The sequence below is a fragment of the Acidovorax sp. LjRoot118 genome, from assembly GCF_964253575.1.
GTDB lineage: Bacteria > Pseudomonadota > Gammaproteobacteria > Burkholderiales > Burkholderiaceae_C > Acidovorax.
The window spans coordinates 5,510,353-5,534,588 of record NZ_CAXURB020000001.1 but is presented as its reverse complement, the minus strand read 5'-3'; the positions used below and the strand labels follow the sequence as shown (position 1 = coordinate 5,534,588).

The following is a 24,236-nucleotide window of genomic DNA, read 5'->3' as shown; positions in this document are numbered from 1 at the left end:
GGTGTGTTCGTCATGCGGTGGGCCGGCGCTTGAGCGCCAGCAGGTGCAGTGCCAGTGTCAGCGATCCCACCACTGCCATGATGCAGGTCGAGAACGCCGCTGCCTGCGAGGTGAAACCGGCCTCGTCCAGCCGCATCACCGTGACCGCACCCATGGGCAGCGACGGGGTGATCAGGAAGATCACGGCCGACAGGGTCACCATGGAGCGCATGAACAGGAACACCAGTACCGCCAGCAGCGTGGGCATGAGGGCCGGCAGCACCACGTCGCGCAGCACGCGCCAGGTGCCGCCGCCCAGCACGGTGGTGGCGTCTTCCAGCGTGGCCGGCACGTTGCGCATGCCGGTCATCATGGTCACGAAGCCCTGCGTGTGGTAGTGATAGTAATTGCACAGCGCGAGCAGGATGGCCGTGCCGTACAACAAGCCCCAGGGCATGCTGCCCGCATTGAAGGTGAACACGTAGGCCAGGCCCAGCACCAGCCCCGGCACGCCCACCGGCAGGGCCGAGAGCAGCGTGGCGGCGCGTGCCGCAGGCCCCGGCAGGCGGCGTATGCCAAAGCACAGCAGGAACAGTAGGGCGGTGCCTATGATGGCGGCCAGGGCCGATACCCAGAGCGAGGTCCACAGCGGCGCATAGCCGCCTGCGATGGTGATGTCGTAGTGCTTGAGCGACAGGTCCAGCCGGTAGGGCCACAGGCGGATGAAGCTGGCGAGCACGACGGTGGCCACCACGGCCACGATGGAACCGGCAATAACCAGATTGGCGAAGAAGAACGCGGTGTCGCGGCCTGCCCGGCGTGTGGGTGTGGGCGGCAGGGCCGACTCTGCCCCGGCGCCCGCGCGCCGGGCCGCAAAGCGCTCGATGAAGATCGACAGCGCCGCAGGCGCCAGCAGCAGCAGGCCCACCACCGCCCCCATGCCGAACTTCATCTGCCCGCTGACCTGGTTGTAGATCTCGGTGGCCAGCACGGGGAAGTTGCCGCCGATCACCACGGCGTTGCCGAAATCGGTGATGGTGATGGTGAAGACCACGAAGGCCGCGCTCAGCAGGCCGTAGCGCGCCTGCGGCAGTGTGATGTCGCGGAACTGGCGCCACGGCGTGGCACCCAGCACCTCGGCGGCGTCGTACTGGCGCGCGTCGCCCTGGCGCAGGGACGTGCGCACGATCAGCACCGCCTGGGGCAGGGCATACAGCACGTCGGCAATCAGCAGGCCCCAGAAGCCGTAGACATCGGGCCGCACACCGAGCATCTTGCCCACGATGCCGTTGCGCCCGAGCAGGAAGATCAGCCCCAGGCCCAGCACCAGCGAAGGGGCCAGCATGGGCAATGCCAGTGCCATGCCCACGAAATTGCGCCCCGGCATGCAGGTGCGCTCCATCCCGTAGGCCACCACGAAGGCCAGCAGCAATGTGACGGCCGTGGTCACCGCACCCAGCAGCAGGCTGTTGGACAGGGCGCGCCACACGCCCGGCGTGTCCAGCAGCGCGGCGTAGTTGCCCCAGCCGATGCCGCCGCTGTCCTGCATGAAGCTGCGCCAAGCGATGGACAGCAAGGGAATGCCGAAGAACAGCACCAGCGCCGCCAGCGGCAGCCACAGGCAGGCGCGCAGCAGCCAGCGTTCGCCCGCACTCATGGGGGGCAGGGTGGCGCTGCTCATGCCTTCACCCAGGCGCAATCGTCGGCGTTCAGGCCCAGGGCCACGGCATCGCCGGGTTGAAGCGGCTGGGCGCTGCTGGTTTCCACCAGCAGGTCGAGTTCGTGCCAGCGCACCTGTATGCGCTGGATGCTGCCCAGGAAGGTGGTGCCGAGCACGCGCCCGGGTGCGTCGGCACGCGCCTCGATGCGCAGGCGCTCGGGCCGCACGCACAGCAGGGCCATGCCATCGGGTGCCGAGCCGGGTAGTGCCGGCTGCAGCGTCTGCGCCTGCGCCGGGGTGAGCAGGTTGCTGTGCCCCATGAAGTTGGCGACGAAGCGGGTGCGCGGGCGCAGGTACAGCTCCCGTGGCGTGCCGGCCTGCTCGATGCGGCCCTGGTGCATGCAGACCACGCGGTCGGCCATGGCCATGGCCTCCTCCTGGTCGTGGGTAACCATGATAGTCGGGATGCCCAGGCGCCGCTGCACTTCGCGCAACTCATGGCGCAGGTCGGCGCGCACGCGCGCGTCCAGCGCCGACAGGGGCTCGTCGAGCAGCAGAAGCGAGGGGTTCACCGCCAGCGCGCGCGCAATCGCCACGCGCTGCTGCTGGCCCCCCGATAGCTGCGCGGGGTAGCGCCCGACGAAGTCGGCCAGGCCCACCATGTCCAGTAGTTCTGTCACCCGCGCCTTGGTGGCTGCTGCAGGCGTGTTGCGGATTGCCAGGCCGTAGCCCACGTTCTGCGCCACCGTCATGTGCGGGAACAGGGAGTACGACTGGAACACGATGCCAAAGCCGCGCTCGCGCGCCGGCAGCGTAGCCAGGTTGCGCTCGCCCAGCGTGATGGCGCCACCGTCCGCCGGCAGCAGACCGGCGACGACGCGCAGCAGCGTGGTCTTGCCGCAGCCGCTGGGGCCCAGCAGGCACACGAATTCGGCACTGCCCACGGTGAGCGTGATGCGTTCGAGCGCCACCTGGCCCTCGAAACTCTTGTGCAGGTCGGTGATCTGCAGGGACATGGTGGTGCGCGCGCCTTCTGGTTCTGGGGTGGTCGTCGAAACGGTGCTCGTGGCTCAACGGCCGATGGTCTTTTGCCAGGTCGAGAGAATCGTGTCGCGGTCCTTGGCCGACTTGGCGAAATCCATCGGGTACAGGGTCTTGGACAGGTCCACCGGCAGGCCGGCTGCCTTGGCCGCCTTGGACTGGGGCGCACCGGGGATGGTCACGATTTCCTTGTACTTGGTGTACAGCGCCGCGGCGCTGGGCGACAGCGTCCAGTCGAGGAAGCGCTTGGCATCGGCCTTGTTCTTCGACGCCGCCATCAGGCCCGAGGCCTCGAGCTCATAGCCCGCCCCGTCGGTCGGGATGACCATCTTCAGCGGAAAGCCTTCTTCCACCGACTGCATGGCGGCGAACGCCAGCGAGGTGCCGATGGCGAACTCGCCCGCCCGCGCGGCCTTGCAGGGGCGCGAGCCCGACTTGATGTACTGGGCCACGTTGCCGTCCAGCGCCTTGAGGAACTTCCAGCCTTCATCCGCGCCCTTGGACTGCAGCAGCGCCGCGATCTGCAGGTAGCCCGTGCCCGACGACACCGGGTTGGGCATGACCACCTCGCCCTTGTAGACGGGGTTGGTCAAGTCCTTCCACGACTGGGGCATGGGCAGGTTCTTGGCCTTGAGCACTTCGGTGTTCACGCAAAAGGCGGCCATGTAGCCGGTGGTGGTGAACCACTTGCCGTCGGCCGCCTTGTCCTTGGCGGCCAGCTTGTCACTGCCCTTGACGGTGTAGGGCTCCAGCAGCGCAGTGATGCGTGGGTCCAATGTGTTGGTCAGTGCCCAGCCCCAGATCACGTCGTGCTGCGGGTTGCTGGCCTCGGCCAGGATGCGCGCACCCAGGTCGCCGGTGGACAGGCGCAGCACCTTCACTTCCACATCGGGCATGTCCTTCTTTGCGGCAGCGACGTATTCCTTGATTTCGTCCTCCTCGAGGGCGGTGTAGGCCGTGACGGTGCCTGCATGCACTGCGGGCAGGCCGCCAGCGAGCACGCCGCACAGCGCAAGAAACCGCAAGGCCGAAAGAGCGGGGGAGTGGGTCAGCATGAATTTTCTCCAGAACGGTGCGTTGCAAGAAGTTGGGGCGGCGGGCCGCAGGACTCTCACCATATTTGTGCGTTTTATTGCACTTGTGCTAATTATTGTTTTTGCACGAAAATACACAAGCACTAAATATGCCAACCGATGGATCCTTCGCGCTGCGTGCTGAGGTCCGTCGATGGGCTCCGTCCAACCTCCCTTGCCCTGACCGGCCGACTCCCATGAACAGCACCATTTCTTCCCCTGCCGTCCTCGGCGGAGCCTCGTTCGTGCCCATCGCGCTGGCGATGGCGGATGCGGCGCGCGCCCCGTCGATGCGCTACTTCCGCACGCCCCTGGACGTGCTCACCAAGTCGGATGAAAGCCCTGTGACCGTGGCCGACCGCGAGACCGAGGCCGCCATGCGTGCCGTGCTGCACGCGCAGTGCCCGGACCACGGCATCCTGGGCGAGGAACATGGCCGCGAGCGGCTGGAGGCGCCCCATCTGTGGGTGATCGACCCTATCGACGGCACCAAGAGTTTCATCACCGGCTCCCCGCTGTGGGGCACGCTGGTGGCCTTGCTGCACCAGGGCCGGCCGCTGCTGGGCCTGATGGACATGCCTGCGCTGGGCGAGCGCTGGGTGGGCGTGGCTGGTGAGGAAACGCAATGCAACGGCCACACGGTGCGCGCAAGCACCTGCCAGGCACTGGCGCTGGCGCGCATCTACACCACCTCGCCCGATGCCTTCACGGCCGATGAATGGCGCCGCTTCGATGCGCTGAGCCGCGAATGTGCGCTGCGGCGGTTCGGGGGCGACTGCTATTCGTACGCCCAGCTCGCGGCAGGGCATGTGGACCTGGTGGTGGAGGCCGGCCTGCAGCCCTACGACTACCTCGCGCTGGTGTGCCTGGTCGAGGGGGCCGGCGGCTGCATCACCGACTGGCAGGGACGTGCGCTCTCGGTCGACTCGGACGGCAGGGTAGTGGCGGCTGCCACCCCGGCGCTGCACGCGCTGGCGCTCCAGCGCCTCCAGGGTGCTTGAAGGTGGTTCAAGGCGGCCGATGCTTAGCTGTTTTGGTTGTTAATAACTGAGAAAACATTCGTTCCCAGAACAAGCGGCGCGACCTAGAGTGAAGGTCTCAGGGGCACATATGCCCAGATTCCCCACGAGGTTCCCATGTCGGCCGTCCTTTCACCCGCTTCCAATCCTCCGCCCGCCATAGCCGGCGATGCGCTACCGCAAGGTCTGGTGATCCGCACCGTGGCCGGCTCCGCAGGCCCGTTGGGTGCCGAGGTGCTGGGCCTGGACCTGGCGCGCCCGCTGGGCCGGGAGGACTTCGCTCGCATCCACCGCGCGCACCTGGACCACCATGTGCTGGTGTTTCGAGACCAGCGCATCACGCCGCGCCAGCACATCGATTTCAGCCGCCTGTTCGGGCCGCTGCAGATCCACGTGCTCAAGAATTTCCAGCTTGCGGACCATCCCGAAATCCTGATCGTCTCCAACATCAAGGACGCCGCTGGCCAGCCCATCGGTCTGGGCGATGCGGGCCACTACTGGCATTCGGACCTGTCGTACAAGGACAAGCCCAGCCTGGGCTCGCTGCTGCACGCGCAGGAGCTGCCGGGCGAGGGCGGCGACACCCTGTTCGCCGACCAGCATGCCGCCTACGATGCCCTGCCCGAGGCGCTCAAGGCGCGCATCGCGCCGCTGCAGGCGGAGCACAGCTACCTGGCCAAGTACGAGGAACTGCGCGCCCGCAGCCCCTGGCGCCCGAAGCTCACCCAGGCGCAGATCGACGAGGTGGCGCCTTCCATCCACCCCGTGGTGCGCACCCACCCCGAAACGGGCCGCAAGGCACTGTTCGTGAGCGAGCACTTCACCACGCGCATCGTCGGCCTGCCCGAAGACGAGAGTCAGGCCCTGCTGGCCGAACTGTTCGCCGCCAGCGTGCGCCCCGAATTCACCTACCGCCACCCGTGGCAGCCGCACGACCTGGTGTTCTGGGACAACCGCTCGGTCACGCATCTGGCTGCGGGGACGCCGGATACCGAGCGCCGCAAGCTGTATCGGACAACGATCGAGGGTGATCGCCCGTTCTGATCGACCCCTCTCAGTTTTGCCCCTTCCTTTTTCTTGACCGCACAGGACTCCATGACCATGTTCCAGACCACCCGCCGCCGCATCGTGCGCAAAACCATCGCCGCCCTGGCCACCGCCGGGCTGCTGGCTGGAGGGTTGGGCTTGACCACCAGCGTCCACGCGGCCGAAGGCCAGCTGCGCATTGCGCAGCAGTTCGGCATCGTCTACCTGCTGCTCAACGTGGCGCAGGAGAACAAGCTCATCGAGAAGCACGGCAAGGCCGCAGGCGTGGACATCAAGGTCGAGTTTTTGCAGCTCTCGGGTGGCTCGGCCGTCAACGATGCGCTGCTGTCGGGCAACATCGACATCGCCGGTGCCGGCGTGGGGCCGCTGTTCACGCTGTGGGATCGCACCAAGGGGCGCCAGAACGTCAAGGGGGTGGCCTCGCTGGGCAACTTCCCGTACTACCTGGTGAGCAACAACCCGGTCGTGAAGACCATTGCGGACTTCACCGACAAGGACCGCATCGCGCTGCCGGCCGTCGGTGTGTCGGTGCAGTCGCGCGTGCTGCAGATGGCCTCGGCCAAGCTCTGGGGCGAGAAGGAGTTCAACCGCCTGGACAAGAACCAGGTGGCCCTGCCGCACCCCGATGCGGCGGCGGCCATCATCAAGGGCGGCACCGAGATCACGGGCCACTTCGGCAACCCGCCCTTCCAGGAGCAGGAACTGGCCGGCAACCCCAAGGCGAAGATCGTGCTCAATTCGTACGATGTGCTGGGCGGCCCGGCATCGGCCACCGTGCTCTACGCCACCGAGAAATACCGCGCCGAGAGCCCCAAGACCTACAAGGCCTTCGTCGATGCACTCGATGAAGCCGCGAAGTTCGTCGCCGCCAACCCCGAGAAAGCGGCCGACATCTACCTCAAGGTGGCCGGCGGCAACACCGACCGCGCGCTGTTGCTGAAGATCATCCAGAACCCCGAGGTGCAGTTCAAGGTGCGCCCGGAGAACACACTGGGCATGGGCCAGTTCCTGCACCGCGTGGGCGCCATCAAGAACCAGCCGACCGCGCTCAAGGACTACTTCTTTGAAGACGCCCTCACGGCGTCTGGCAACTGAGCCCAGACCATGAACGAGCACGCCATCCGGCTGGGGCCCTTTTCGCCGCCGCTGCAGAGCGAGCGGGCCGCGCTGCAGGAGGCGGCTGAAGGCCTTGGTACCCATGCCGAGCCGGTTGGGGTGGGCGCTGCCGGGCTGCCTGCCGCACTGCTGCAGGTGCAGGGCGTGAGCATCGACTACCGCACCCGCGAACGCGTGGTGCGTGCTACGCACCGCGTGGGTTTCGACGTGCATGCGGGCGACCGCTTCGTGCTGCTCGGTGCCTCGGGTTGCGGCAAGTCCACGCTGCTGAAATCCATTGCCGGATTCATTGCGCCGAGCGAGGGGCAGATCCTGCTGAACGGCCGCGCCGTCACGCGGCCCGGGCCCGACCGGGTGGTGGTGTTCCAGGAGTTCGACCAATTGCCGCCCTGGAAGACGGTGCGCGACAACGTGATGTTCCCGCTCCTGGCCTCACGCAGCGTGGGCCGCAGGGAAGCCGCCGAGCGCGCAGCGCTCTACATCGACAAGGTGGGGCTGACAAAGTTTGCCGACGTGCACCCGCACCAGCTGTCGGGCGGCATGAAGCAGCGCGTGGCCATTGCGCGCGCGCTGGCCATGCAGCCCCAGGTGCTGCTGATGGACGAGCCCTTTGCCGCGCTCGACGCCCTCACGCGCCGGCGCATGCAGGAGGAACTGCTCTCGCTGTGGGACGAGTTTCGCTTCACGCTGATCTTCGTCACCCATTCCATCGAAGAGGCGCTGGTGGTGGGCAACCGCATCGCCATCCTCTCGCCGCATCCGGGGCGGCTGCGCGCCGAGCTCAACAGCCACCAGTTCGGGCTGCACAGCCTGGGCGGTGCCGACTTCCAGGCCACGGCGCAGCGCATCCACCGCCTGCTGTTCGACGAGCCCGTAACTGGGGCCGTGCCGGGCTCGGTGCAGGCCGATGCCGAGGCCCTGGCACCTGGCCGCCGCGATGGCGTGCCGCTCATTGCCCCACAGCGGCCTGCGGGTTCGCTGCCTTTCCAGATTTCCGTATGAGCGCTTCCCTGCTGACCCCTCCCGTGCGCCCCGATTTCGAGCGCAGCCTGGAGCCGCTGGGCGGCATCGCGCCCGTGCAGCCCTTGCCGCTGGCGGCGCGAATCTGGCAACAGGCGTGGGTGCGCAAGTTGGTGATCCTGGCGGTGCTGGCCGTGCTGTGGGAGGTGGTGGCGCGCTGGCAGGACAACGACCTGCTGCTGCCCACCTTCCTGCAGACCGCCAAGGCGCTGGTGGAGGGCCTGGCCTCGGGCGAGTTGGTGGCCAAGACGGCGATATCGCTGTCGGTGCTGCTCAAGGGCTACCTCGCGGGCATTTTCGGGGCTTTTGTGCTCACCACACTGGCCGTGTCCACCCAGTTCGGGCGCGACCTGCTGTCCACGCTGACCTCCATGTTCAACCCGCTGCCGGCCATCGCATTGCTGCCGTTGGCGCTGCTGTGGTTTGGCCTGGGGCAGGGCAGCCTGGTGTTCGTGCTCATCCACTCGGTGCTGTGGCCGCTGGCGCTCAACACCTACGCGGGCTTTCAGTCCGTGCCCGAGACGCTGCGCATGGCCGGGCGCAACTACGGCCTCACGGGCATCCGCTACGTGCTGCAGATTCTGGTGCCCGCCGCGTTGCCGTCCATCCTGTCGGGCCTGAAGATTGGCTGGGCCTTTGCCTGGCGCACGCTGATCGCGGCCGAGCTGGTGTTCGGCGCGTCGTCGGGCAAGGGAGGGCTGGGCTGGTACATCTTCCAGAACCGCAACGAGCTCTATACCGACAAGGTGTTTGCGGGCCTGGTGCTGGTGATCCTGATCGGCCTGGCGGTGGAGAGCCTGGGCTTTCATACGCTCGAACGCCTGACCGTGCGCCGCTGGGGTGTACAGCGCTGAAGTTAGCGCCGGCCACCCTACACTCGGGGCATGCTCCGCTGGTTCCTCGTCGTCTTTCTCGCGCTGATGTGCATCAGCTGGCTGTCGCCCATGCTGCGGCGCATCGGCTTCGGCAGGCTGCCGGGCGACCTGCGCTTCACATGGCGGGGACGGGAGTGGGACATACCTCTTGCGTCGACCCTGCTGCTGAGCTTCATCGTCAGCCTGATCGCCAAATTCATCTGATTGCCCTCAGTCCCCTGCCTCCTGCAGGGCTTGAAGGAAGGCCTTGCGCCACCAATGCACGTCATGCTCGCGGATGCGCGCCATGAGCTTCTGGTGCCGTGCCTGCCGTTCGGGCAGCGGCATCTGCAGGGCATGCTGGATGCTGTCGGCCGTGCCCTGGGTGTCGTAGGGGTTCACCAGCAGCGCTTCCTTGAGCTGCTCGGCCGCGCCGGCAAAGCGCGAGAGCACCAGCACGCCGGGGTCCTCGGGGTCCTGCGCCACCACGTATTCCTTGGCCACCAGGTTCATGCCATCGCGCAGCGGGGTCACCAGGCCCACGGCGGCGGCGCGGCACAGGCCAGGCACGCGCTTGCGTGCCACGGTGCGGTGGATGTAGCGCACCGGCATCCAGTCGAGTTCGCCGTAGTCGCCGTTGACCGAGCCGCACAGCCCTTCGAGCTCCTGGCGCAAATCCGAATAGGCATGCACGTCATCGCGCGAGGGCGAGGCGATCATGATCATCGTGGCGCTGTTGCGGTTTTCGGGGTAGCGGTCCAGCAGCTCGCGGTAGGCGCGCACGCGGTGCGGTATGCCCTTGGAATAATCGAGCCGGTCGATGCCCAGCAGCAGGCGGCGGCGCGAATACTCGTCGCGGATGTTCTCGTAGGTTTCCACGGCGTCGGGGGCCTCGGCGAGGCGCGTGAACTCATCCACGTCGATGCCGATGGGAAAGGCCTGCACCTGCACCGTGGCGCCAAACGCACGAAGTCGCTGGGCGCCCACTTCCTCGGCACTGCCCTCGTTGCGTACATAGCGCGTGAAATGCGCCACATCGGCCTCACTCTGCAGCCCCACCAGGTCATAGGCGAACAGCGAACGCATCAACCACTCGTGCTGCGGTATCGCCGCCATGATCAGCGGCGGCGGCATAGGGATGTGCAGGAAGAAGCCGATGCGCTGGCGGCAACCCATGGCGCGCAGCTCTGCGGCCAGCGGGATCAGGTGGTAGTCATGCACCCAGATGACGTCGTCGTCGCGCAAGAGCGGCAGCAGCTTGCGCGCGAACATCTGGTTCACGCGGCGGTAGCCGGCGATGTAGCTGGCGTTGAAGTCGGCCAGGTCCAGCCGGTAGTGGAACACCGGCCACAGCACGCTGTTGCTGTAGCCCTGGTAGTAGGCATCGTGGTCTTCGCGGCACAGGTCCACGGTGGCCAGGGTCACGGCACCGGCGCTGCGGGTGTGCATCTCGCCCTCGCCAGGCGTGCCCCCCTCGACCACGGTGCCGCTCCAGCCGAACCAGAGCCCTCCGGTCTGGTTCAGGGCTTCGCCCAGGGCGACCGCGAGGCCTCCGGCGGCGGGTTTGCGGGGATCGGCAAGGCGGTTGGAAATGACAACAAGACGGCTCATCACCCGATGATCCGTGCAGATCGCCGGCGGGCCGTGTCGGACAGGGCCGCGAACTGGTGCGTCAAATCACGCTGTCCCATGGGGCCGACAGGCGCACGGCGGCGTTGATCACGCCCACCATCGAGTAGGTCTGCGGGAAGTTGCCCCACATCTCCTGGGTCTCGGGGTGGGTGTCTTCCGAGAGCAGGCCCAGCGGGTTGCGCGCTGCCAGCATGGTCTCGAAGATGGCGCGCGCTTCGTCCTTGCGGCCGATGCGCGCGAGCGCATCGATGCGCCAGAAGGTGCAGATGTTGAAGGCCGTCTCGGGCTTGCCGAAATCGTCGGCCGCCTCGTAGCGGCGCATGTAGGGGCCGTCGCACAGGCTCTTTTCCATGGCTTCCACCGTGCTCACGAAGCGCGGGTCCCTGGGGTCGATCAGGCCGACCTCGGCCATCAGCAGCACGCTGGCGTCGAGCTCGTTGCCGCCAAAGCTCTCGGCAAAGGCCTGGCGCGATTCGCTCCACGACTTGGCGAGGATCTCCTCGCGCATGCGTTGGGCATGGCCGTGCCAGTAGGCGGCCCGGTCGGGCAGGCTGAGGGCGGTGGCGATCTTGGCCAGGCGGTCGCAGGCGGCCCAGCTCATGAGGGCCGAGGAGGTGTGCACCCGCGCCCGCGTGCGCAGCTCCCACATGCCCGCATCGGGCTGGCCGTAGACGCGCACCGCGTTCTCGCCCACCTGTTCAAGCCGGGTGAACTCGCCCAGGCCTGCGCGGTGCAGCAGCCGGTGGTCGTGGAAGGCCTGGGCCGCACCCAGCACGATGTTGCCGTACACGTCGTGCTGGAAATGCTCGGCCGCCTGGTTGCCCACGCGCACCGGGCCCATGCCGCGGTAGCCCGCCAGCTGCGGCATCATCGATTCGGGCAGCTCGCGCTCCAGGCCAATGCCATACAGCGGCTGGATGTGGCCGCTGCCCGCATCCACCACCACGTTGCTCAGCCAGCGCAGGTAGTCCTCCATGGTGCCCACTTCGGAGATGCTGTTGAGCGCGCGCACCACGAAGAAGGCATCGCGCAGCCAGCAGTAGCGGTAGTCCCAGTTGCGCCCGCTGTGGGCCGATTCGGGGATGCTGGTGGTCATGGCCGCCACAATGGCGCCCGTGTCTTCGTACAGCGAAAGCTTGAGGGTGATGGCAGCGCGGATCACCGCGTCCTGCCACTCCAGCGGCACGGCCAGGGCCCGGCTCCAGCCGCGCCAGTAGGCGGTGGTCTCCTGCTCGAACAGGCGCGCCGTGTCGGCAATGCCGTCGAGCAGGCTCTCGTCGGCTCCCAGGATGAAGTTGTGCTCGCGCGTGAGCACGAAGGGCTGGCCCGAGAGCACATGCGACACCGGTGCGTCGGTGGACAGGCGCAGCGCCATGCTGCCGCCCACGTAGCGGATGTGGTTGCTGCCGCGCGTGATGTGGGGCTCGGTCTGGCCCCAGTCGTACTTCACCTTCACGGCCACGCGGATGCGCGGCGAGCCCTGGATGGGGCGCACCCGGCGCACCAGCGTCATGGGCCTGAAGTAGCGCGAGCGGCTGTAAAAACGCGGGGCGAAGTCGGTGATCTCGACCCCATGCCCGGCCTTGTCGAACAGCTGCGTGCGCAGGATGGCGGTGTTGGGTTCGTACCACTGGTGGGCCGAGGCCATGTCCTCGATCTCGATGGCGAAGTGGCTGCCTTCGTCCCCCGGCTGCAGCAGGGCGTTGAAGACCGGGTCGCCGTCAAAGCGCGGCAGGCAGCACCACACCATGCGCGCATGGTTGTCGATGAGGGCGCTGATGGCGCAATTGCCGATCATGCCCAGGTTGAGCGAGCCCTGTTGCGGGTCCACGGCGGAGGTGTTGGGGTGTTCGGTGGTCATCGTGCGCGTTCCCAGGAGGTTCGTGCCGCCGACAGCCAGCCACGCAATGCGGCTGGTGTCATGCAGCGGTGTTGTGCCAGCGTCGGGCCCTCGCCCACCTTGATGCCCCAGCCGCCCAAGGCGGTCACGGCGGCAAAGCCGGATTCGTCGGTCACGTCGTCGCCGGCGAATACCGGGATGCGCCCTGCGAACGGCGGCAGCGTCATGAAATCGGTGATGGCCTGGCCCTTGTGCACGCCGCGCGGTTTGACCTCGAGCACGAACTTGCCGTCCATCATCTCCACGCCGTGCACCTGCTGCATGGCGGCCAGCAAGGTGCCGCGGCACAGGTCCTCCAGATGCGGTGCCAGGCGATAGTGCAGTGCCACGCTGGCGCGCTTGGGCTCCACCAGCAGGCCGGCGTGCTGCACGGCCAGTTGGGTGGCCGCCTGCAGCACGGGCGCCAGGTCCGGCGGCACCACGGCAGGGCGCGAGCCGTCGGCCAGACGGTACTGAGAGCCATGCTCGGAGGCCAGGGGCAGCACCAGAGGGTCGAGAAAGTGGTCAATGTCGGTCTCGCGCCGCCCCGTCACGATGGCCAATGCGCCATCCAGGTGGGTGCTCAGGGCAGCGAGGGTGGGAATCAGCCCCGCAGAGATGCGCACGGCCTCGGGCCGGGGTGCCATCTCGGTGAGAGTGCCATCGAAATCCAGAAAGAGCGCATGGGCCGTTGTCAAAAAGGGAAGCAGCTGCATGTGGCGGCACCTTAGCAGACAGCTGGGTGGCCTGCCAGCGCGTGGGGGTGGCGTGTGCAGGGACCTGATGGCCTGAGAGAGTGCCCGAAAACCCGCGCCAGCATTGGGGTGTTCAGCTACCAGGGGCTTGCAAAGAGCGCTTTCGGGCCCCATTGTCACAAGATGAAAAGGGTGTTTGTCTTACAAGCAAGTGCCCCGTTGCCAGCGCACGCTGAGCGTACCCATGGAGATTTTGCGTGACCGAAGAAGCCCCCCACATCGTCTGCCCCCACTGCCACACCACCAACCGCGTCCAGCGCGCCGACTTGGGGCAAGCCCCCGATTGCGGCAGCTGCCACCAGCCCCTTTTTGCCGGGGCGCCCGTGGCGCTGGATGCGGCTTCGTTCGACAGGCATGTGGGCCGCAGCCACCTGCCAGTGGTGGTGGATTTCTGGGCCCCCTGGTGCGGCCCTTGCCTGCAGATGGCGCCGGCCTTCGCCCAGGCAGCACGTGACCTGGAGCCCCAGGTGCAACTGGCCAAGCTCGACACCGAGGCCCACCAGGCGATTGCGGGTCGCTTCGGCATCCGCAGCATTCCCACCATGATCGTGTTCAAGGAGGGCCGCGAGGCGGCACGCATTTCCGGCGCGATGAACGCCAGCGACATTGCGCGTTGGGTGCGCAGCGTCAGCTGACCCTGCCCTGCCGGGGGTGCGACATCAGCGGATGCCGAGCACCCGGTCCAGCGAGATGTTGCCCGCGCCGCGCCCTGCGATGTACAGCAGCAGCCCCACCCACGACAGGTGGGTAGGCCAGGCATCGGGATAGACAAAGACCTGGATCACCAGTGTCATGCCCAGCAGCGCCAGGGCCGACAGCCGTGTGCACAGCCCCAGCACCAGCAGCACCGGGAACACATGTTCGGCCACCGTGGCCATCTGCGCCGCCAGCTCGGGCGGCAGCAGGGGCAGCTTGTACTCCTCGCGGAACAGCAGGTAGGCGCTGTCCGAAATGGTGAACCAGCCCTCCACCTTGGTGCGTGCCGACATCCAGAAGATCGCTGCGATGCCCACCCGGTTCACCAGGGCCAGCAGGCTGTGGGGCGTGAGCCAGGCCAGCGCATCGGCCAGCCGGCCCAGCCAGTGGCGCGGCCCGGTGGCGGATACGGTGGGCGTGACCTGGGGGAAGGGGGTGGTGTTCATGGGGTGTCCTCGTCAAGGTGGGGTGGGGCGCACAGCGCGCCGGCCTGCAGCAGCTGCGCCATCAGCGCGCCCAGGTCGGCGCCGGGTTCTGCCTGCTGGGCATGGGCTGCAGCCAGCTCCAGGGGCAGTGCCGCAGCGCAGGCGTCCAGGAAGGCGATGCCCGCGCGTGCCAGCGGCATCCACTGCACGGCCCCCTCGGGGCGGGTGAGCAGGGCGCCGTCGCCCTGCCACCGCAACTCGGCATCCAGGGGCGTGCCCTCGCGCTGGCGCTGCCACAGGGTGCTGGCCGGGTGCTCCTCGCTCCAGGCCCAGCGCGCGGCGGGATGTGGGGCCAGGCACAGGCCGGACAGGGCTTCGGGGGACTGCCGGGCCAGCCAGGCGGCGTCCAGCAGGGGGGCATCGGCCGCCAGGTGGCTTTCGGTCCAGCAGCGGTCCAGCCGTGCCACGGCGGGCAGGTAGGGCAGGCCGGCGGCCGCTTCGAAGCCTTGCAGAAAGTGTGCAAAGCCTTCGCCATAGGCCATGAGCCGGCCATCCGTCGGCGGCCGGGCCTGAACGAACAGGCCTGCGGCCGCGCGGAACCATTCTTCGCCCACCAGCGCGCAGACGGTGGGGTAGTTGGCCTGCAGCGCATCGATGCAGGCCTTGTGCACGGTATTGCGGTACACGGCGAAGCCGGGCTGGGACCGCAGGGCGGACAGCCAGGGTGCGGTGTCCGCTGGGTGGGCGCCCTGGGGCATCAGTGCGGCGGCCAGGCCATCCTGGAAGGTGCTCAGCTGCATGGCAGGGCCTCGGTGAGCGCCGCGTGGGCGCGGCCGCGCTCGGCGAGCAGCACCTCGAGCGCTGGCAATTGGTCGTCGCGCTCGATCAGGGTGGGCAGCGGGCCGGTGGCGGCAATCACGCGCTGGTACAGGGCCCACACGGCATCGGCCACCGGGGCATCGTGGCTGTCGATCAACAGGGCCTCGCCCAACTCGGGGTCGGCATGGTGGCCCGCCAGGTGGATCTCGGCCACGGCGTGCAGGGGAAAGGCGCCGAGGTAATCCTCGGCACGGGTGCCCAGGTTGTGGGCGCTGATGTAGACGTTGTTCACGTCCAGCAGCAACTGGCAGCCGGTGCGCTGCACCAGCTCGGCCAGAAAGTCGGTCTCGGCCCAGTCATGGCCATCGATGTGCAGGTAGTGCGTGGGGTTCTCGACGGCGATGGGGCGCTGCAGCACGTCCTGCGTGCGGGCGATGTTGGCGGCAATGCGCGCCAGCGCCGCATGGGTGCGCGGAAAGGGCAGCAGGTCGGGCAGGTAGTGCCCGCGCCATGCGGACCAGGCCAGGTGCTCGGAGACGATGGCCGGCTCGATGCGCCTTGCCAGCGCCGCCAGCCGTGCCAGGTGCGATTCGTCGGGCGGCGCATCGGCTGCCAGCGACAGCGATACCCCGTGCAGCGCCACCGGGTGCCGCGCACGGATGGCTTCGAGCCAGGCCAGGCGCGGTCCGCCGTCGGCCAGGTAGTTCTCGGGGTGCACCTCCCACCACAGCCCCGGGTCCGTGCACTGCACGGCCTGCGCGTAGTGCTGGGGCTTGAGCCCCAGGCCGGCGGTGAGGTGTGCGGCTGCCATGGCGGCGGGTCTGGTGGTGAACGAAGATCAGCTCTTCATGGGCGTCAGCGTGCCCATGCCCTTGGGCGTCTTGATCGAGGCGCAGGTGCCGGCGGGCACGAACTTCCAGGCATTGGCCTGGTAGTCCACCTTGGAGGTGCCAGCACAGGTGGTGCCGGCGCCGGCGGCGCAATCGTTCTTGCCGGCCATGGACACGCCATAGCACTTCTCCATGGCGGGCTTGGCCGCTTCTGCGGGCTTGGTCTGTGCAATGGCTGCGCCGGATGCGAGTGCGGCAAGGGCCAGGGCGCCAAGGCTGAGGGTGCGTGAGGTCATGTCGGAATCTCCGTAAAGCTGAAGGGTTTGTGGAACAGACCGGATGGATCGCCGGGTGCGGATGCGCCGTGGCTACCGATCTGCGTTGTAATTCGCGCTGTCTGGCGGCCGGGTTACACCAACTGCATCAGAAATCAAATAAAGTTTTTTTGCACCCGCTGTAACCCGTAGGTCTGGCATTGCGAATACCTGTGAGGGAGAAAACATGGAGATCGAAGAGAGGCTGCGTGGGTTGCTGCTGCTGGGCCTGGATGCCGACGCGGTCGCCTACCAGCGATTTTTGAAAGAGCTGAGCGCGCACCTGCGGGCTTTTCTGCGCAGGCGGCTGTCGCAGCGGCCCGACGAGGTGGAAGACCTGGTGCAGGAGACCTTGCTGGCCGTGCACAACCAGCGCCATACCTACCGGCCCGACATGCCGGTAACGGCCTGGGCGCATGCGATCGCGCGCTACAAGCTCATCGACTGGCTGCGCTCGCACCGGGTGAAGGGAGCGTTGAATGACACGCTGGACGAGGAGGCGGGCGAACTCTTCTCCACCAGCGACAGCGAGGCGGCCGAAGCCCGGCGCGACCTGGGGAAACTGCTGGAGACGCTGCCCGACCGCCAGCGCCTGCCCATCCAGCACGTGAAGCTGGAGGGCCTGTCGGTGGTGGAGACCGCACAACTCACGGGGCTGTCGGAGTCGGCAGTCAAAATCGGCGTGCACCGGGGACTCAAGGCCCTGGCCGCCAAGATCAGGGGAATGGCATGAGAACCGAAGAATTGATCCAGTTGCTGGCCACGGATGCCGGCCCTGTGCCTGCACGGGACATAGAGCAGCGCTTTGCGCTGGCGTCGCTGGCCGGCATCGCAGGGGCCGGCGTGCTGATGGCTGCGGTGTTCGGCGTGCGCCACGATCTGGTGCAGACCATGGGCCTGCCCATGTTTTGGGGCAAGCTGGTGTTTGCCGCCGCGCTGGCGGCCGCCGGCATGGCGCTGCTGCGGCGCATGGCGCGGCCGGGCATGGCGGTGGGCCATGCGGCCGCGTTGCTGGCCGTACCGCCGTTGGTGCTGTGGGCCATGGCGGCGGGCACCCTATCGCAGGCCGAGCCGGCCGAGCGCATGGCGCTCATCCTGGGCAGCACCTGGCGCAGTTGCCCGTTCAACATCGCACTGCTGTCGGTGCCGGCCTTCATCGCCAGCTTCTGGGCCCTGAAAGGGGCGGCCCCCACGCGCCTGGCCTGGGCCGGTGCGGGGGCCGGCCTGCTGTCCGGGGCGCTCGGGGCGCTGGTCTATGCATTGCACTGCCCCGAGATGGCCAGCCCCTTCCTCGCCGTGTGGTACCTGGCCGGCATGGCCCTGCCCACGGCGCTGGGCGCCGTGCTCGGCCCCCGCCTGCTGCGCTGGTAGCGCAAGCCCTCAGGCGGGGTTGGCGGCCAGCCACTGCGCCACGGCTTGTACCCGGGCCTGGTGGATCAGGTCGCCGACCTGCGGGCCGGCCAGGCCCTTCGCTGCGGCTTTCGCTGCAATCTCGCGCGTGACCACTGATTGGGCTGCGGCCAGCACCGCCAGCAGGCGCGGGCGCTGGGGATAGGGGTTTTCTTCCATACCCAGTCGGCCGCGCGCGTCGCATTCGCAGGCCTGCAAAATGTCGGGCAGCCGGCCCGGCTTGCGCAGCGCGTCGCAGCGCTCCAGCAGGCGCACCAGCGGGGCGGCGGTCAGCTCGCCGCTGCGGTGGATGTTGCCGTGCTCGCGCGCCACCACGTCGGCGATCTCGCGGCAGTCCACGGGCACGCGCAGGCGCTCGGCCACGTCGTGCAACAGCTCGGCGCTGCGCCGCTCATGGTCGATGTGGCGCGGCAGCATGTCGGCCGGCGTCGTGCCCTTGCCCAGGTCGTGCGCCAGGCAGGCAAAGCGCACGGTCAGAGGGGCGTCGAGCCGCGCCGCCATGTCCAGCACCATCATCAGGTGGACGCCCGTGTCCACCTCGGGATGGTGCTCGGCGCGCTGGGGCACGCCCCACAGGCGCGCCACCTCGGGCAGCAGCACCTGCAAGGCGCCGCAGTCGCGCAGCACCTCGAACATGCGCGAGGGCTTGGCCTCCATCAGCCCGCGCGCGAGCTCCTGCCACACTCGCTCGGGCACCAAGTGGTCCACCTCGCCATCGGCCACCATCTGGCGCATCAGCTCCAGGGTCGCGGGCGCCACCGTGAAGTCGGCAAAGCGCGCCGCAAAACGCGCCAGCCGCAGGATGCGCACCGGGTCTTCGCGGAAGGCATCGGTCACATGGCGCAGCAGGCCCGCCTGCAGGTCCTTGCGTCCGCCATACGGATCGATCAGCGTGTGCGGGTCTTCTGGGTTCTGGGCGATGGCATTGATGGTCAGGTCGCGGCGCGAGAGGTCTTCCTCCAGCGTCACCTCGGGCGAGCTTTCCACCACGAAGCCACGGTAGCCGCGCCCGCTCTTGCGCTCGGTGCGCGCCAGCGCATACTCCTCGCGTGTCGTGGGGTGCAGGAAGACCGGGAAATCCCGACCCACGGCCAGGTAGCCTTCGGCCAGCATCTGTTCGGGCGTGGCGCCCACCACCACCCAGTCGTGGTCGTTCACGGGGCGCCCGAGCAAGGCATCGCGCACGGCGCCGCCCACCATGTAGATTTGCATGCGCCGGAGTTTAGCGGGGCTCGGCATTGTGAAGACGGCGCGCCACGCCGTATAGTGCGCCCCTCACCCGCCGGCGCCCGCACCATGTCCATCTCCTCCTCCCTCACCATCGCCCAGCTCAATCCCGACGGCAGCGTGCCGGTGCCCACCCCTTCCGATGCGGCTGCCAATGCGGCCGCGGAGGCCTTGCAGCGCGAGGCGCAGTTCGAGGCCCTGCAGACCCAGGTGGAGGAGTTGCAGGAAATCCTGGCCAAGCCGCTCACCGAAATTCTGGCCGACCGCGAGAAATTCAAGGACGCCGCTGCCGCCTGGGATTCCTTCGGCGCCATGTGGATGCTGTCCCAGCGCGCCATGAAGCGCGTGGCGCTGGACCTGGCTGCACAGCAGGGCGTGAGCGAGGAGGAGGTGGTGGCCCGCGCCATGCGCCATGCCACCGATGTGCTCAATGGCGATGGCGAGAACCTGGGAGGCACCATCGCCGAGGCCCAGTTGGCGCATATTGCGCGGCACCGGGCCCTGTTGCGCAAGCAGTTCCGCTAGGAAAACACCGGCCGAAAGAAGCTGCGCTCGTAGCTCACGATGCAACCCGTTTCCTCGGCATAGCGGAAGGCTGCCTGGCATTCGGCATCCTCCATGGACCGCTGGCGATAGACCTCGTAGGAGGCCAGGCTGTCGAAGGTGAACAGCGCCAGCGCGATGTTGTTCGCGCCCTCGCTGGGCATGAAGTAGCCGTGGTGCTGTCCGCCGAACTTCACGACCAGCGGGATCCACAGCTTGCCGTAGTGCTCGAATTCCTTGAGCTTGCGGGTGTCGAGCACGTAGCGCAGGTAGATGGTGACGGCCATGCGCTTCTCCTCAAACGTGGCGCAGGCGGTAGGGTTCCTCGAAATCGAGGAAATCCTTCTCGGCCAGGGCGTCGTCGATCCAGGCCTTGACGCCGGGCAGGGCGCGCACGCGCTGCACATAGGCGGCGATCTGCGGGGGCAGTGGAAGGGCGTAGCTGTGCAGGCGCATGCACACCGGGGCAAAGTAAGCGTCGGCAATGGTGAACTCGCCGAAAAGCAGCGGGCCGCCATGCTCCTGCAGCAGCGCGCTCCACATGTCCATCAGGCGCTGCACGTCGGCACGCACGCCGGCCTTGTCGCGCCAGATCAGGGCCCCGGTCTCGGCCAGATCGGCCTCGATGTTCATGGGGCAGTTGCCGCGCAGGGCAGTGAAGCCGCTGTGCATCTCGGCGCACACGCTGCGCGCGCGGGCACGCGCCTTCGCATCCGTGGGCCAGAGCTTTTTGTCGGGATGGGTTTCGGCCACGTACTCGGCAATGGCCAGGGTGTCCCAGATGAGCAGGTCGCCGTCCACCAGCACCGGCACCTTGCCCGTGGGGCTCACGGCGCCGATGGCCCGCTTGAACTCCGAATCGGCGTCGAAACTGTCGAAGCGCACGCGGATTTCTTCGAAGTCGATGCCGGCCTGGCGCAGCAGCACCCAGGGGCGCATTGACCACGAGGAGTAATTCTTGTTACCGATGTAGAGCTTGGGCATGGTGGCCTCAGGTGGTGGCAATAGGGGCAAGACTTCCATGCTAAACCTGCGCAGGCGCCCGCATCAATGACTGATACAGGGGCTTTTGATGCGATTCGTGCATCAAAGCCAGTCTTGCCCCTCTTTTTTGTGCATATAGCAACGGGGGGTGCGGCACAATTGGCCGCTTTGCGGGCAGTTTTCTCTTTCGATCCATCCGGATCGGCGCGGGTGATGCGGTCGTCGTCTTTTTTGTACTTTTTCTTCAGGGCCCTGTGCCTGTTGACTCTGGTGGCTACGCTGCCCCTGGCCGCCCAGGCTGCGGCAGAGCGCGATGTGCCGGCCCTCGTTTCGTCGAAGGCCGGGGGCATGCTGATCGTGCCATTCATGGGCATGTTCGAGGACAAAGGCCGTGTGCTGGACATCGAGCAGGTGCGCACCCCGGAGAACGAGGCCCGTTTCGCCTACCCCGACAACCCGCTGAAGGGCGCCGAGTCGGACCGCGTGCTGTGGTTTCGGGTGCGCCTGCAACTGGCCGACCCGGCGGATGCCCTGCGCGAGTTTTTGCTGCTGGTGCCGACCGTCTCCACCCACGAGTTGCGCTTTTACGGCCCCTACAACGCCCAGGGCGGCGCGCTGGCTGCCCCTGTGGTCACAGGCATGCGCCACCCCTGGGCCACGCGACCCGCGGACTCGGAGCAGATGGCCTGGCGCTTCAGCCTGCCTGACGACCAGATCTACACGGTGTACTTCCGTGTCGAATCGACTTTTGCGCGCTTCTACGCGGCCCGTGTCTGGGACCTGGCCGACTACCTGCAGGACACCCAGGACAAGCGCATGTTCGACGGCGTGTGCTACGGGCTGCTCATGGGCCTGGCGATCTTCAGTACAGTGATGCTGATGGTGTTTCGCGAGAGTATCTACGCCTGGTACCTGGTGTCGTGCATCGGTGCGCTGCTGGCGCTCGCGGGCTTCAACGGGCACACGCTGCGCTACCCCTTTGCCCACTGGCCGGCCGCAGCGGGCTTCTTCTACAGCCTGGCGCCACCGCTGTGGGCCATCTCCAAGCTGATGTTCGGCCGCAGCCTGCTGCGCCTCGCGGACTATGCGCCCCGGGTGGACAAGGTGGTGCTGGCGATGGTGGCGGCGCTCGCGCTGGCTGCGGTCTATGGCCTTCTGGGCTCGCATCCGCTGTGGCTGTTCCGCATGGTGCAGGGCTCGGTAGTGGCTTCCACCGTGGTGCTCACCGTCGGTGCCGTGATGGCGATGCGGCGGCGCTACTGGCCTGCGGTGCTGTACAGCGCGGGGGTGACCATCTTGCTGCTGGGCATCTGCGCCATCGTCGTGGCCAGTTGGGGCTGGGTGGCCTGGACGCCCCAGCAGATGGACATGACGCAGACCGTGCTGGTGGCCGAATCCATCGTCTTTGCTGCGGCCATGGCCTCCCGGGTTCGCCTGCTGCGCCGATCCGAGGAGGCGCTGACCGTGCGCACCCAGGAATTGGTCGAGGCGCTGGGCACCGATGCGCTCACTGGCGCCGCCAACCGTGCGGGTCTCACCAGCCATGGCGAAGCCGCCGTGCGCGGCGGCCAGCCGTTCGCGCTGCTACTGCTCGACCTGGACGGCTTCAAGGGCGTCAACGACACCTATGGCCACGCCGCAGGCGATGCCGTGCTGGTGGCCATGGTGCGCCGCCTGCGAACCCAACTGCGCACGGGTGACCTGGTGGCACGGCTCGGTGGCGACGAATTCGCCGTGCTGATCGCAGGCAGCCCGTCGCGCGACATGCTCGCCGCCATGGCCCGGCGCATGGCGGCCAGCGCCGCCGAGCCACTGGTCTTCGAGGGCCGCTCGCTCGTGGTCGGCATGAGCCTGGGCATTGCCTGCCACCCGGCGGATGGCCGCACCCTGGCTGAGCTGTTGCGCGCCGCCGACAGCGCCATGTACACCTGCAAGCGCCGTGCAGCCGGGGGAGACTGCTACGCTTTTGCGTCGGAGCTTGCGGGTAGTCCATGACCTGCGGCACCTGCCCCGGGGCACGGTGTGCTGCAGGGCCGTTAAACTAATGCACCGCCTGCCCATGGCATTTTCGGGCAGGCGCTGTTCTTGTCTTTTTGAATGGAATGCGAATGAACCCCGCTCCCGAATTCGATCTGTTCGGTGAAGTCCCGATTGCCCCGGCTTGCGCGCCAGCGAAAACCAGCCCGGCGAGCCTGAAGGTCAAGAAGACAGCCAAGGGAACGCTCAGCCCGGCGCAGCAGCGGTTCAACAAGTTGCTGGCAAGGGTGGACAACCTGGGACGGCAGATCCTAGATCTGGAACAAGTCGCTGGCCGGCTGCGGGGGCCCCATCTGGAGGAAATGTCGAAGCTCGAACATGGCATGGCGCTGACGCAGTCCGCCATGCTGCTGTTCCTGCATGAGCGCCTTCAGCGCAAGGGTTTGACGGTGCCGCAGCAAAAATCCGCGCGTGCCATCGTGCAGAGCCTGTTGCCGCAAGTGCGAGGGGAGATGGACGCCGGACAGTGGGACACACTGTTTGCGGAATACTTTCCGCCCGAGATGCAAGCACAACAGGCGCAGCAGCTGCAGGAGGCCAGGGACGACGTTCTGGATGCAGTGGAGGATTTTCTGGGGCGCCCCCTGGACCGGGAAACCTTTGACCACGCGGATTCTCCGCAGGAGTTGCTGGAGGCCGTGATGCGCCGTATGCAGTCCGAGCAGGAGCCGCCGCGCCCTCGGCCGGGGCAGCAGGCCCGGCAGCGCAAGGTGGACCAGCAGATGCAGGATGCCAAGGCCGCGATGCGCAGCATCTATCGTCAACTGGCCAGTGCCTTGCACCCCGACCGGGAGCCGGACGCGGCGGAACGCGAGCGCAAGACGGTGTTGATGGGCCAGGCCAATGCTGCGTATGAACGTGGGGACCTGACCACTTTGCTGCGCCTGCAGTTGCAGGCCAATCGGATGGATGAGGACAGTATTTCCCGCCTGGCCGACGAAAAGCTGGCCGAACTGACCTTGCTCCTGAAGGAGCAGGTGGCGTCGCTGGAGCAGGAGCTGGCCATCGCGGAGCAGCGCCTGGGCGATGAGCTGGGCGTTGCGGTTTCCGCCAGGATGAATGAACCCTTGCTGCAGCTGCGGCTGAAGCTGTTGCAGAACGATCTGGCCGACACCCTGCTGGTCATGCAGCACGATCTGGAGCGGGTGCGCGATGAGGCCGAACTCAAGCGCTGGCTGCGCGAGCAGGCAGCGCTGGCCCGCAAGCAGGAACGCGACGATGCGTCCCTGCTGATGCAGTTCGGCGGCTTTTACTGAGCCATTTTTCGACGGCTCAGTGTTTCCGCGGTGGTCAAATCGGCCAGACCACCCCGTTGTCATTCAGGATCGCATCCAGTGGCAGGTCGTACGACTCCGGCTCGAAATCGTCCAGGTAGCCATTGGTGAAGCCCAGCCCCACGGTGAAGGGCTTGGGCTGCAGCGTGGCCAGGGTGCGGTCATAGAAGCCCCCGCCATAGCCCAGCCGATAGCCGCCGGGCGCATAGCCTACGCAGGGCACGAACAGCAGGGTGGGCACGATGACCTCGGTGTCCTTGGGCTTGGGGATGCCGTAGGCGTCCTCCTCCATGGGGCAGCCGGGGTACCAGGCGTGGAAGGTCAGGGTCTTGTGCTGCTTGTTGACCACCGGCAGGCCGATGCGGCGCAACTGGGGCTCGTCCAGCAGCTCTCCGTCTTCCTTCCAGCGGTGCAGGGCAGGAAGCGGGTCGAACTCACCCTTGATGGGCCAGTAGGCGCCTATCACCGTGTCGGGCCGGTTCACGAGCCAGATGCGCATCACCTGTTGTAACAGGTCGGCCCGTTGTAGGCGATCTGGCAGGTTCAGGCGTTCTTCTATCAATGCGCGCCGCAGGGCTGCTTTGTCCATCAGATAATTCCCC

General features: G+C 67.4%; 26 protein-coding genes. 12 read left to right on the top strand and 14 right to left on the bottom strand.

What is annotated here, in order from left to right:
• Positions 1–10 precede the first annotated feature (10 nt).
• The 3 genes from ACSQ9E_RS25915 to ACSQ9E_RS25905 are packed head-to-tail and all read right to left on the bottom strand — an operon-like array spanning position 11 to position 3,735.
• Positions 11–1,660 carry an ABC transporter permease subunit gene (locus ACSQ9E_RS25915; RefSeq protein WP_436219554.1) on the bottom strand — a complete coding sequence of 550 codons (1,650 nt, stop codon included), beginning with the start codon at positions 1,658–1,660 and terminating at the stop codon, positions 11–13.
• Complete coding sequence (locus ACSQ9E_RS25910) at positions 1,657–2,655, bottom strand: ABC transporter ATP-binding protein (RefSeq protein ID WP_436219553.1); 999 nt, start codon at positions 2,653–2,655, stop codon at positions 1,657–1,659. The genes ACSQ9E_RS25915 and ACSQ9E_RS25910 overlap by 4 nt, the downstream gene beginning before the upstream one ends.
• A gap of 54 nt (positions 2,656–2,709) precedes the next feature.
• Positions 2,710–3,735, bottom strand: a complete 1,026-nt coding sequence (locus tag ACSQ9E_RS25905; protein WP_436219552.1) for an ABC transporter substrate-binding protein — start codon at positions 3,733–3,735, stop codon at positions 2,710–2,712.
• A gap of 215 nt (positions 3,736–3,950) precedes the next feature.
• Between ACSQ9E_RS25905 and hisN the strand changes: the two genes are divergently transcribed.
• The 6 genes from hisN (at position 3,951) to ACSQ9E_RS25875 (ending at position 9,034) form a co-directional block, all read left to right on the top strand.
• On the top strand, positions 3,951–4,754 hold the full coding sequence (hisN, locus tag ACSQ9E_RS25900) for a histidinol-phosphatase (protein ID WP_057199971.1): 804 nt from the start codon (positions 3,951–3,953) through the stop codon (positions 4,752–4,754).
• 135 nt (positions 4,755–4,889) lie between these two features.
• Positions 4,890–5,816 carry a TauD/TfdA dioxygenase family protein gene (locus ACSQ9E_RS25895; protein ID WP_057199972.1) on the top strand — a complete coding sequence of 309 codons (927 nt, stop codon included), beginning with the start codon at positions 4,890–4,892 and terminating at the stop codon, positions 5,814–5,816.
• A 57-nt stretch (positions 5,817–5,873) separates the two neighbouring features.
• Entirely contained in the window at positions 5,874–6,914 is a 1,041-nt protein-coding gene (locus ACSQ9E_RS25890) for an ABC transporter substrate-binding protein (RefSeq protein ID WP_057200235.1), read from the top strand.
• Positions 6,915–6,923: 9 nt separating this feature from the next.
• Positions 6,924–7,937: an ABC transporter ATP-binding protein gene (locus ACSQ9E_RS25885; protein WP_057199973.1), complete on the top strand. Its 1,014-nt coding sequence runs from the start codon at positions 6,924–6,926 to the stop codon at positions 7,935–7,937.
• Positions 7,934–8,809, top strand: a complete 876-nt coding sequence (locus tag ACSQ9E_RS25880) for an ABC transporter permease (RefSeq protein ID WP_057199974.1) — start codon at positions 7,934–7,936, stop codon at positions 8,807–8,809. Before ACSQ9E_RS25885 ends, ACSQ9E_RS25880 begins: the two co-directional genes overlap by 4 nt.
• 30 nt (positions 8,810–8,839) lie before the next feature.
• Positions 8,840–9,034 (top strand): DUF2905 domain-containing protein, encoded by a 195-nt coding sequence (locus tag ACSQ9E_RS25875; RefSeq protein ID WP_057199975.1) that lies wholly within the window; start codon positions 8,840–8,842, stop codon positions 9,032–9,034.
• A gap of 6 nt (positions 9,035–9,040) precedes the next feature.
• Here the strand turns inward: ACSQ9E_RS25875 and otsA are convergent, their stop codons facing one another.
• From otsA to otsB, 3 genes are all read right to left on the bottom strand, one after another.
• Positions 9,041–10,420 carry an alpha,alpha-trehalose-phosphate synthase (UDP-forming) gene (gene otsA, locus ACSQ9E_RS25870; protein WP_057199976.1) on the bottom strand — a complete coding sequence of 460 codons (1,380 nt, stop codon included), beginning with the start codon at positions 10,418–10,420 and terminating at the stop codon, positions 9,041–9,043.
• Between the two features lie 61 nt (positions 10,421–10,481).
• Positions 10,482–12,302 (bottom strand): glycoside hydrolase family 15 protein, encoded by a 1,821-nt coding sequence (locus ACSQ9E_RS25865; protein ID WP_057199977.1) that lies wholly within the window; start codon positions 12,300–12,302, stop codon positions 10,482–10,484.
• Positions 12,299–13,036: a trehalose-phosphatase gene (gene otsB, locus ACSQ9E_RS25860; protein WP_436219551.1), complete on the bottom strand. Its 738-nt coding sequence runs from the start codon at positions 13,034–13,036 to the stop codon at positions 12,299–12,301. Before otsB ends, ACSQ9E_RS25865 begins: the two co-directional genes overlap by 4 nt.
• A gap of 236 nt (positions 13,037–13,272) precedes the next feature.
• Between otsB and trxC the strand changes: the two genes are divergently transcribed.
• Positions 13,273–13,710, top strand: a complete 438-nt coding sequence (gene trxC / locus ACSQ9E_RS25855) for a thioredoxin TrxC (RefSeq protein ID WP_057199979.1) — start codon at positions 13,273–13,275, stop codon at positions 13,708–13,710.
• A gap of 24 nt (positions 13,711–13,734) precedes the next feature.
• Here the strand turns inward: trxC and ACSQ9E_RS25850 are convergent, their stop codons facing one another.
• The 4 genes from ACSQ9E_RS25850 to ACSQ9E_RS25835 are packed head-to-tail and all read right to left on the bottom strand — an operon-like array spanning position 13,735 to position 16,141.
• Positions 13,735–14,217, bottom strand: a complete 483-nt coding sequence (locus tag ACSQ9E_RS25850; RefSeq protein WP_057199980.1) for a DoxX family protein — start codon at positions 14,215–14,217, stop codon at positions 13,735–13,737.
• The gene (locus ACSQ9E_RS25845) at positions 14,214–14,996 is read right to left on the bottom strand and encodes an HvfC/BufC N-terminal domain-containing protein (protein ID WP_057199981.1); all 783 of its coding nucleotides are present in this window, start codon (positions 14,994–14,996) and stop codon (positions 14,214–14,216) included. The genes ACSQ9E_RS25850 and ACSQ9E_RS25845 overlap by 4 nt, the downstream gene beginning before the upstream one ends.
• Positions 14,987–15,826 carry an MNIO family bufferin maturase gene (bufB, locus tag ACSQ9E_RS25840; protein ID WP_057266411.1) on the bottom strand — a complete coding sequence of 280 codons (840 nt, stop codon included), beginning with the start codon at positions 15,824–15,826 and terminating at the stop codon, positions 14,987–14,989. Before bufB ends, ACSQ9E_RS25845 begins: the two co-directional genes overlap by 10 nt.
• Before the next feature lie 27 nt (positions 15,827–15,853).
• Positions 15,854–16,141: a BufA1 family periplasmic bufferin-type metallophore gene (locus ACSQ9E_RS25835; protein WP_057199983.1), complete on the bottom strand. Its 288-nt coding sequence runs from the start codon at positions 16,139–16,141 to the stop codon at positions 15,854–15,856.
• A 205-nt stretch (positions 16,142–16,346) separates the two neighbouring features.
• Here ACSQ9E_RS25835 and ACSQ9E_RS25830 point away from each other — a divergent pair, with 205 nt between their 5' ends.
• Together ACSQ9E_RS25830 and ACSQ9E_RS25825 are read left to right on the top strand one after the other, a co-directional pair.
• Entirely contained in the window at positions 16,347–16,892 is a 546-nt protein-coding gene (locus ACSQ9E_RS25830; RefSeq protein WP_428002615.1) for a sigma-70 family RNA polymerase sigma factor, read from the top strand.
• Positions 16,889–17,530 (top strand): DUF1109 domain-containing protein, encoded by a 642-nt coding sequence (locus tag ACSQ9E_RS25825; RefSeq protein ID WP_057199985.1) that lies wholly within the window; start codon positions 16,889–16,891, stop codon positions 17,528–17,530. Before ACSQ9E_RS25830 ends, ACSQ9E_RS25825 begins: the two co-directional genes overlap by 4 nt.
• Positions 17,531–17,539: 9 nt before the next feature.
• Here ACSQ9E_RS25825 and ACSQ9E_RS25820 read toward each other — a convergent pair whose 3' ends face one another.
• Positions 17,540–18,781 carry a multifunctional CCA addition/repair protein gene (locus tag ACSQ9E_RS25820; RefSeq protein WP_436219550.1) on the bottom strand — a complete coding sequence of 414 codons (1,242 nt, stop codon included), beginning with the start codon at positions 18,779–18,781 and terminating at the stop codon, positions 17,540–17,542.
• 84 nt (positions 18,782–18,865) lie between these two features.
• Here ACSQ9E_RS25820 and ACSQ9E_RS25815 point away from each other — a divergent pair, with 84 nt between their 5' ends.
• Positions 18,866–19,321, top strand: coding sequence for a hypothetical protein (locus ACSQ9E_RS25815; protein WP_436219549.1), 456 nt, complete (start codon positions 18,866–18,868; stop codon positions 19,319–19,321).
• Here ACSQ9E_RS25815 and ACSQ9E_RS25810 read toward each other — a convergent pair.
• Positions 19,318–19,626: an NIPSNAP family protein gene (locus ACSQ9E_RS25810; RefSeq protein ID WP_436219548.1), complete on the bottom strand. Its 309-nt coding sequence runs from the start codon at positions 19,624–19,626 to the stop codon at positions 19,318–19,320. The genes ACSQ9E_RS25815 and ACSQ9E_RS25810 overlap by 4 nt on opposite strands.
• Before the next feature lie 10 nt (positions 19,627–19,636).
• Entirely contained in the window at positions 19,637–20,323 is a 687-nt protein-coding gene (locus ACSQ9E_RS25805; RefSeq protein ID WP_057266407.1) for a glutathione S-transferase family protein, read from the bottom strand.
• A 270-nt stretch (positions 20,324–20,593) separates the two neighbouring features.
• On the opposite strand from ACSQ9E_RS25805, the gene ACSQ9E_RS25800 reads away from it, so the two are divergent.
• Both ACSQ9E_RS25800 and ACSQ9E_RS25795 read left to right on the top strand, forming a co-directional pair.
• On the top strand, positions 20,594–22,318 hold the full coding sequence (locus tag ACSQ9E_RS25800) for a diguanylate cyclase (protein WP_235514235.1): 1,725 nt from the start codon (positions 20,594–20,596) through the stop codon (positions 22,316–22,318).
• Between the two features lie 113 nt (positions 22,319–22,431).
• Positions 22,432–23,616, top strand: coding sequence for a hypothetical protein (locus tag ACSQ9E_RS25795; RefSeq protein WP_057266405.1), 1,185 nt, complete (start codon positions 22,432–22,434; stop codon positions 23,614–23,616).
• Positions 23,617–23,650: 34 nt separating this feature from the next.
• On the opposite strand, the gene ACSQ9E_RS25790 is transcribed toward ACSQ9E_RS25795, so the two are convergent.
• Entirely contained in the window at positions 23,651–24,223 is a 573-nt protein-coding gene (locus ACSQ9E_RS25790) for a 5-formyltetrahydrofolate cyclo-ligase (protein ID WP_057266404.1), read from the bottom strand.
• Positions 24,224–24,236 lie beyond the last annotated feature (13 nt).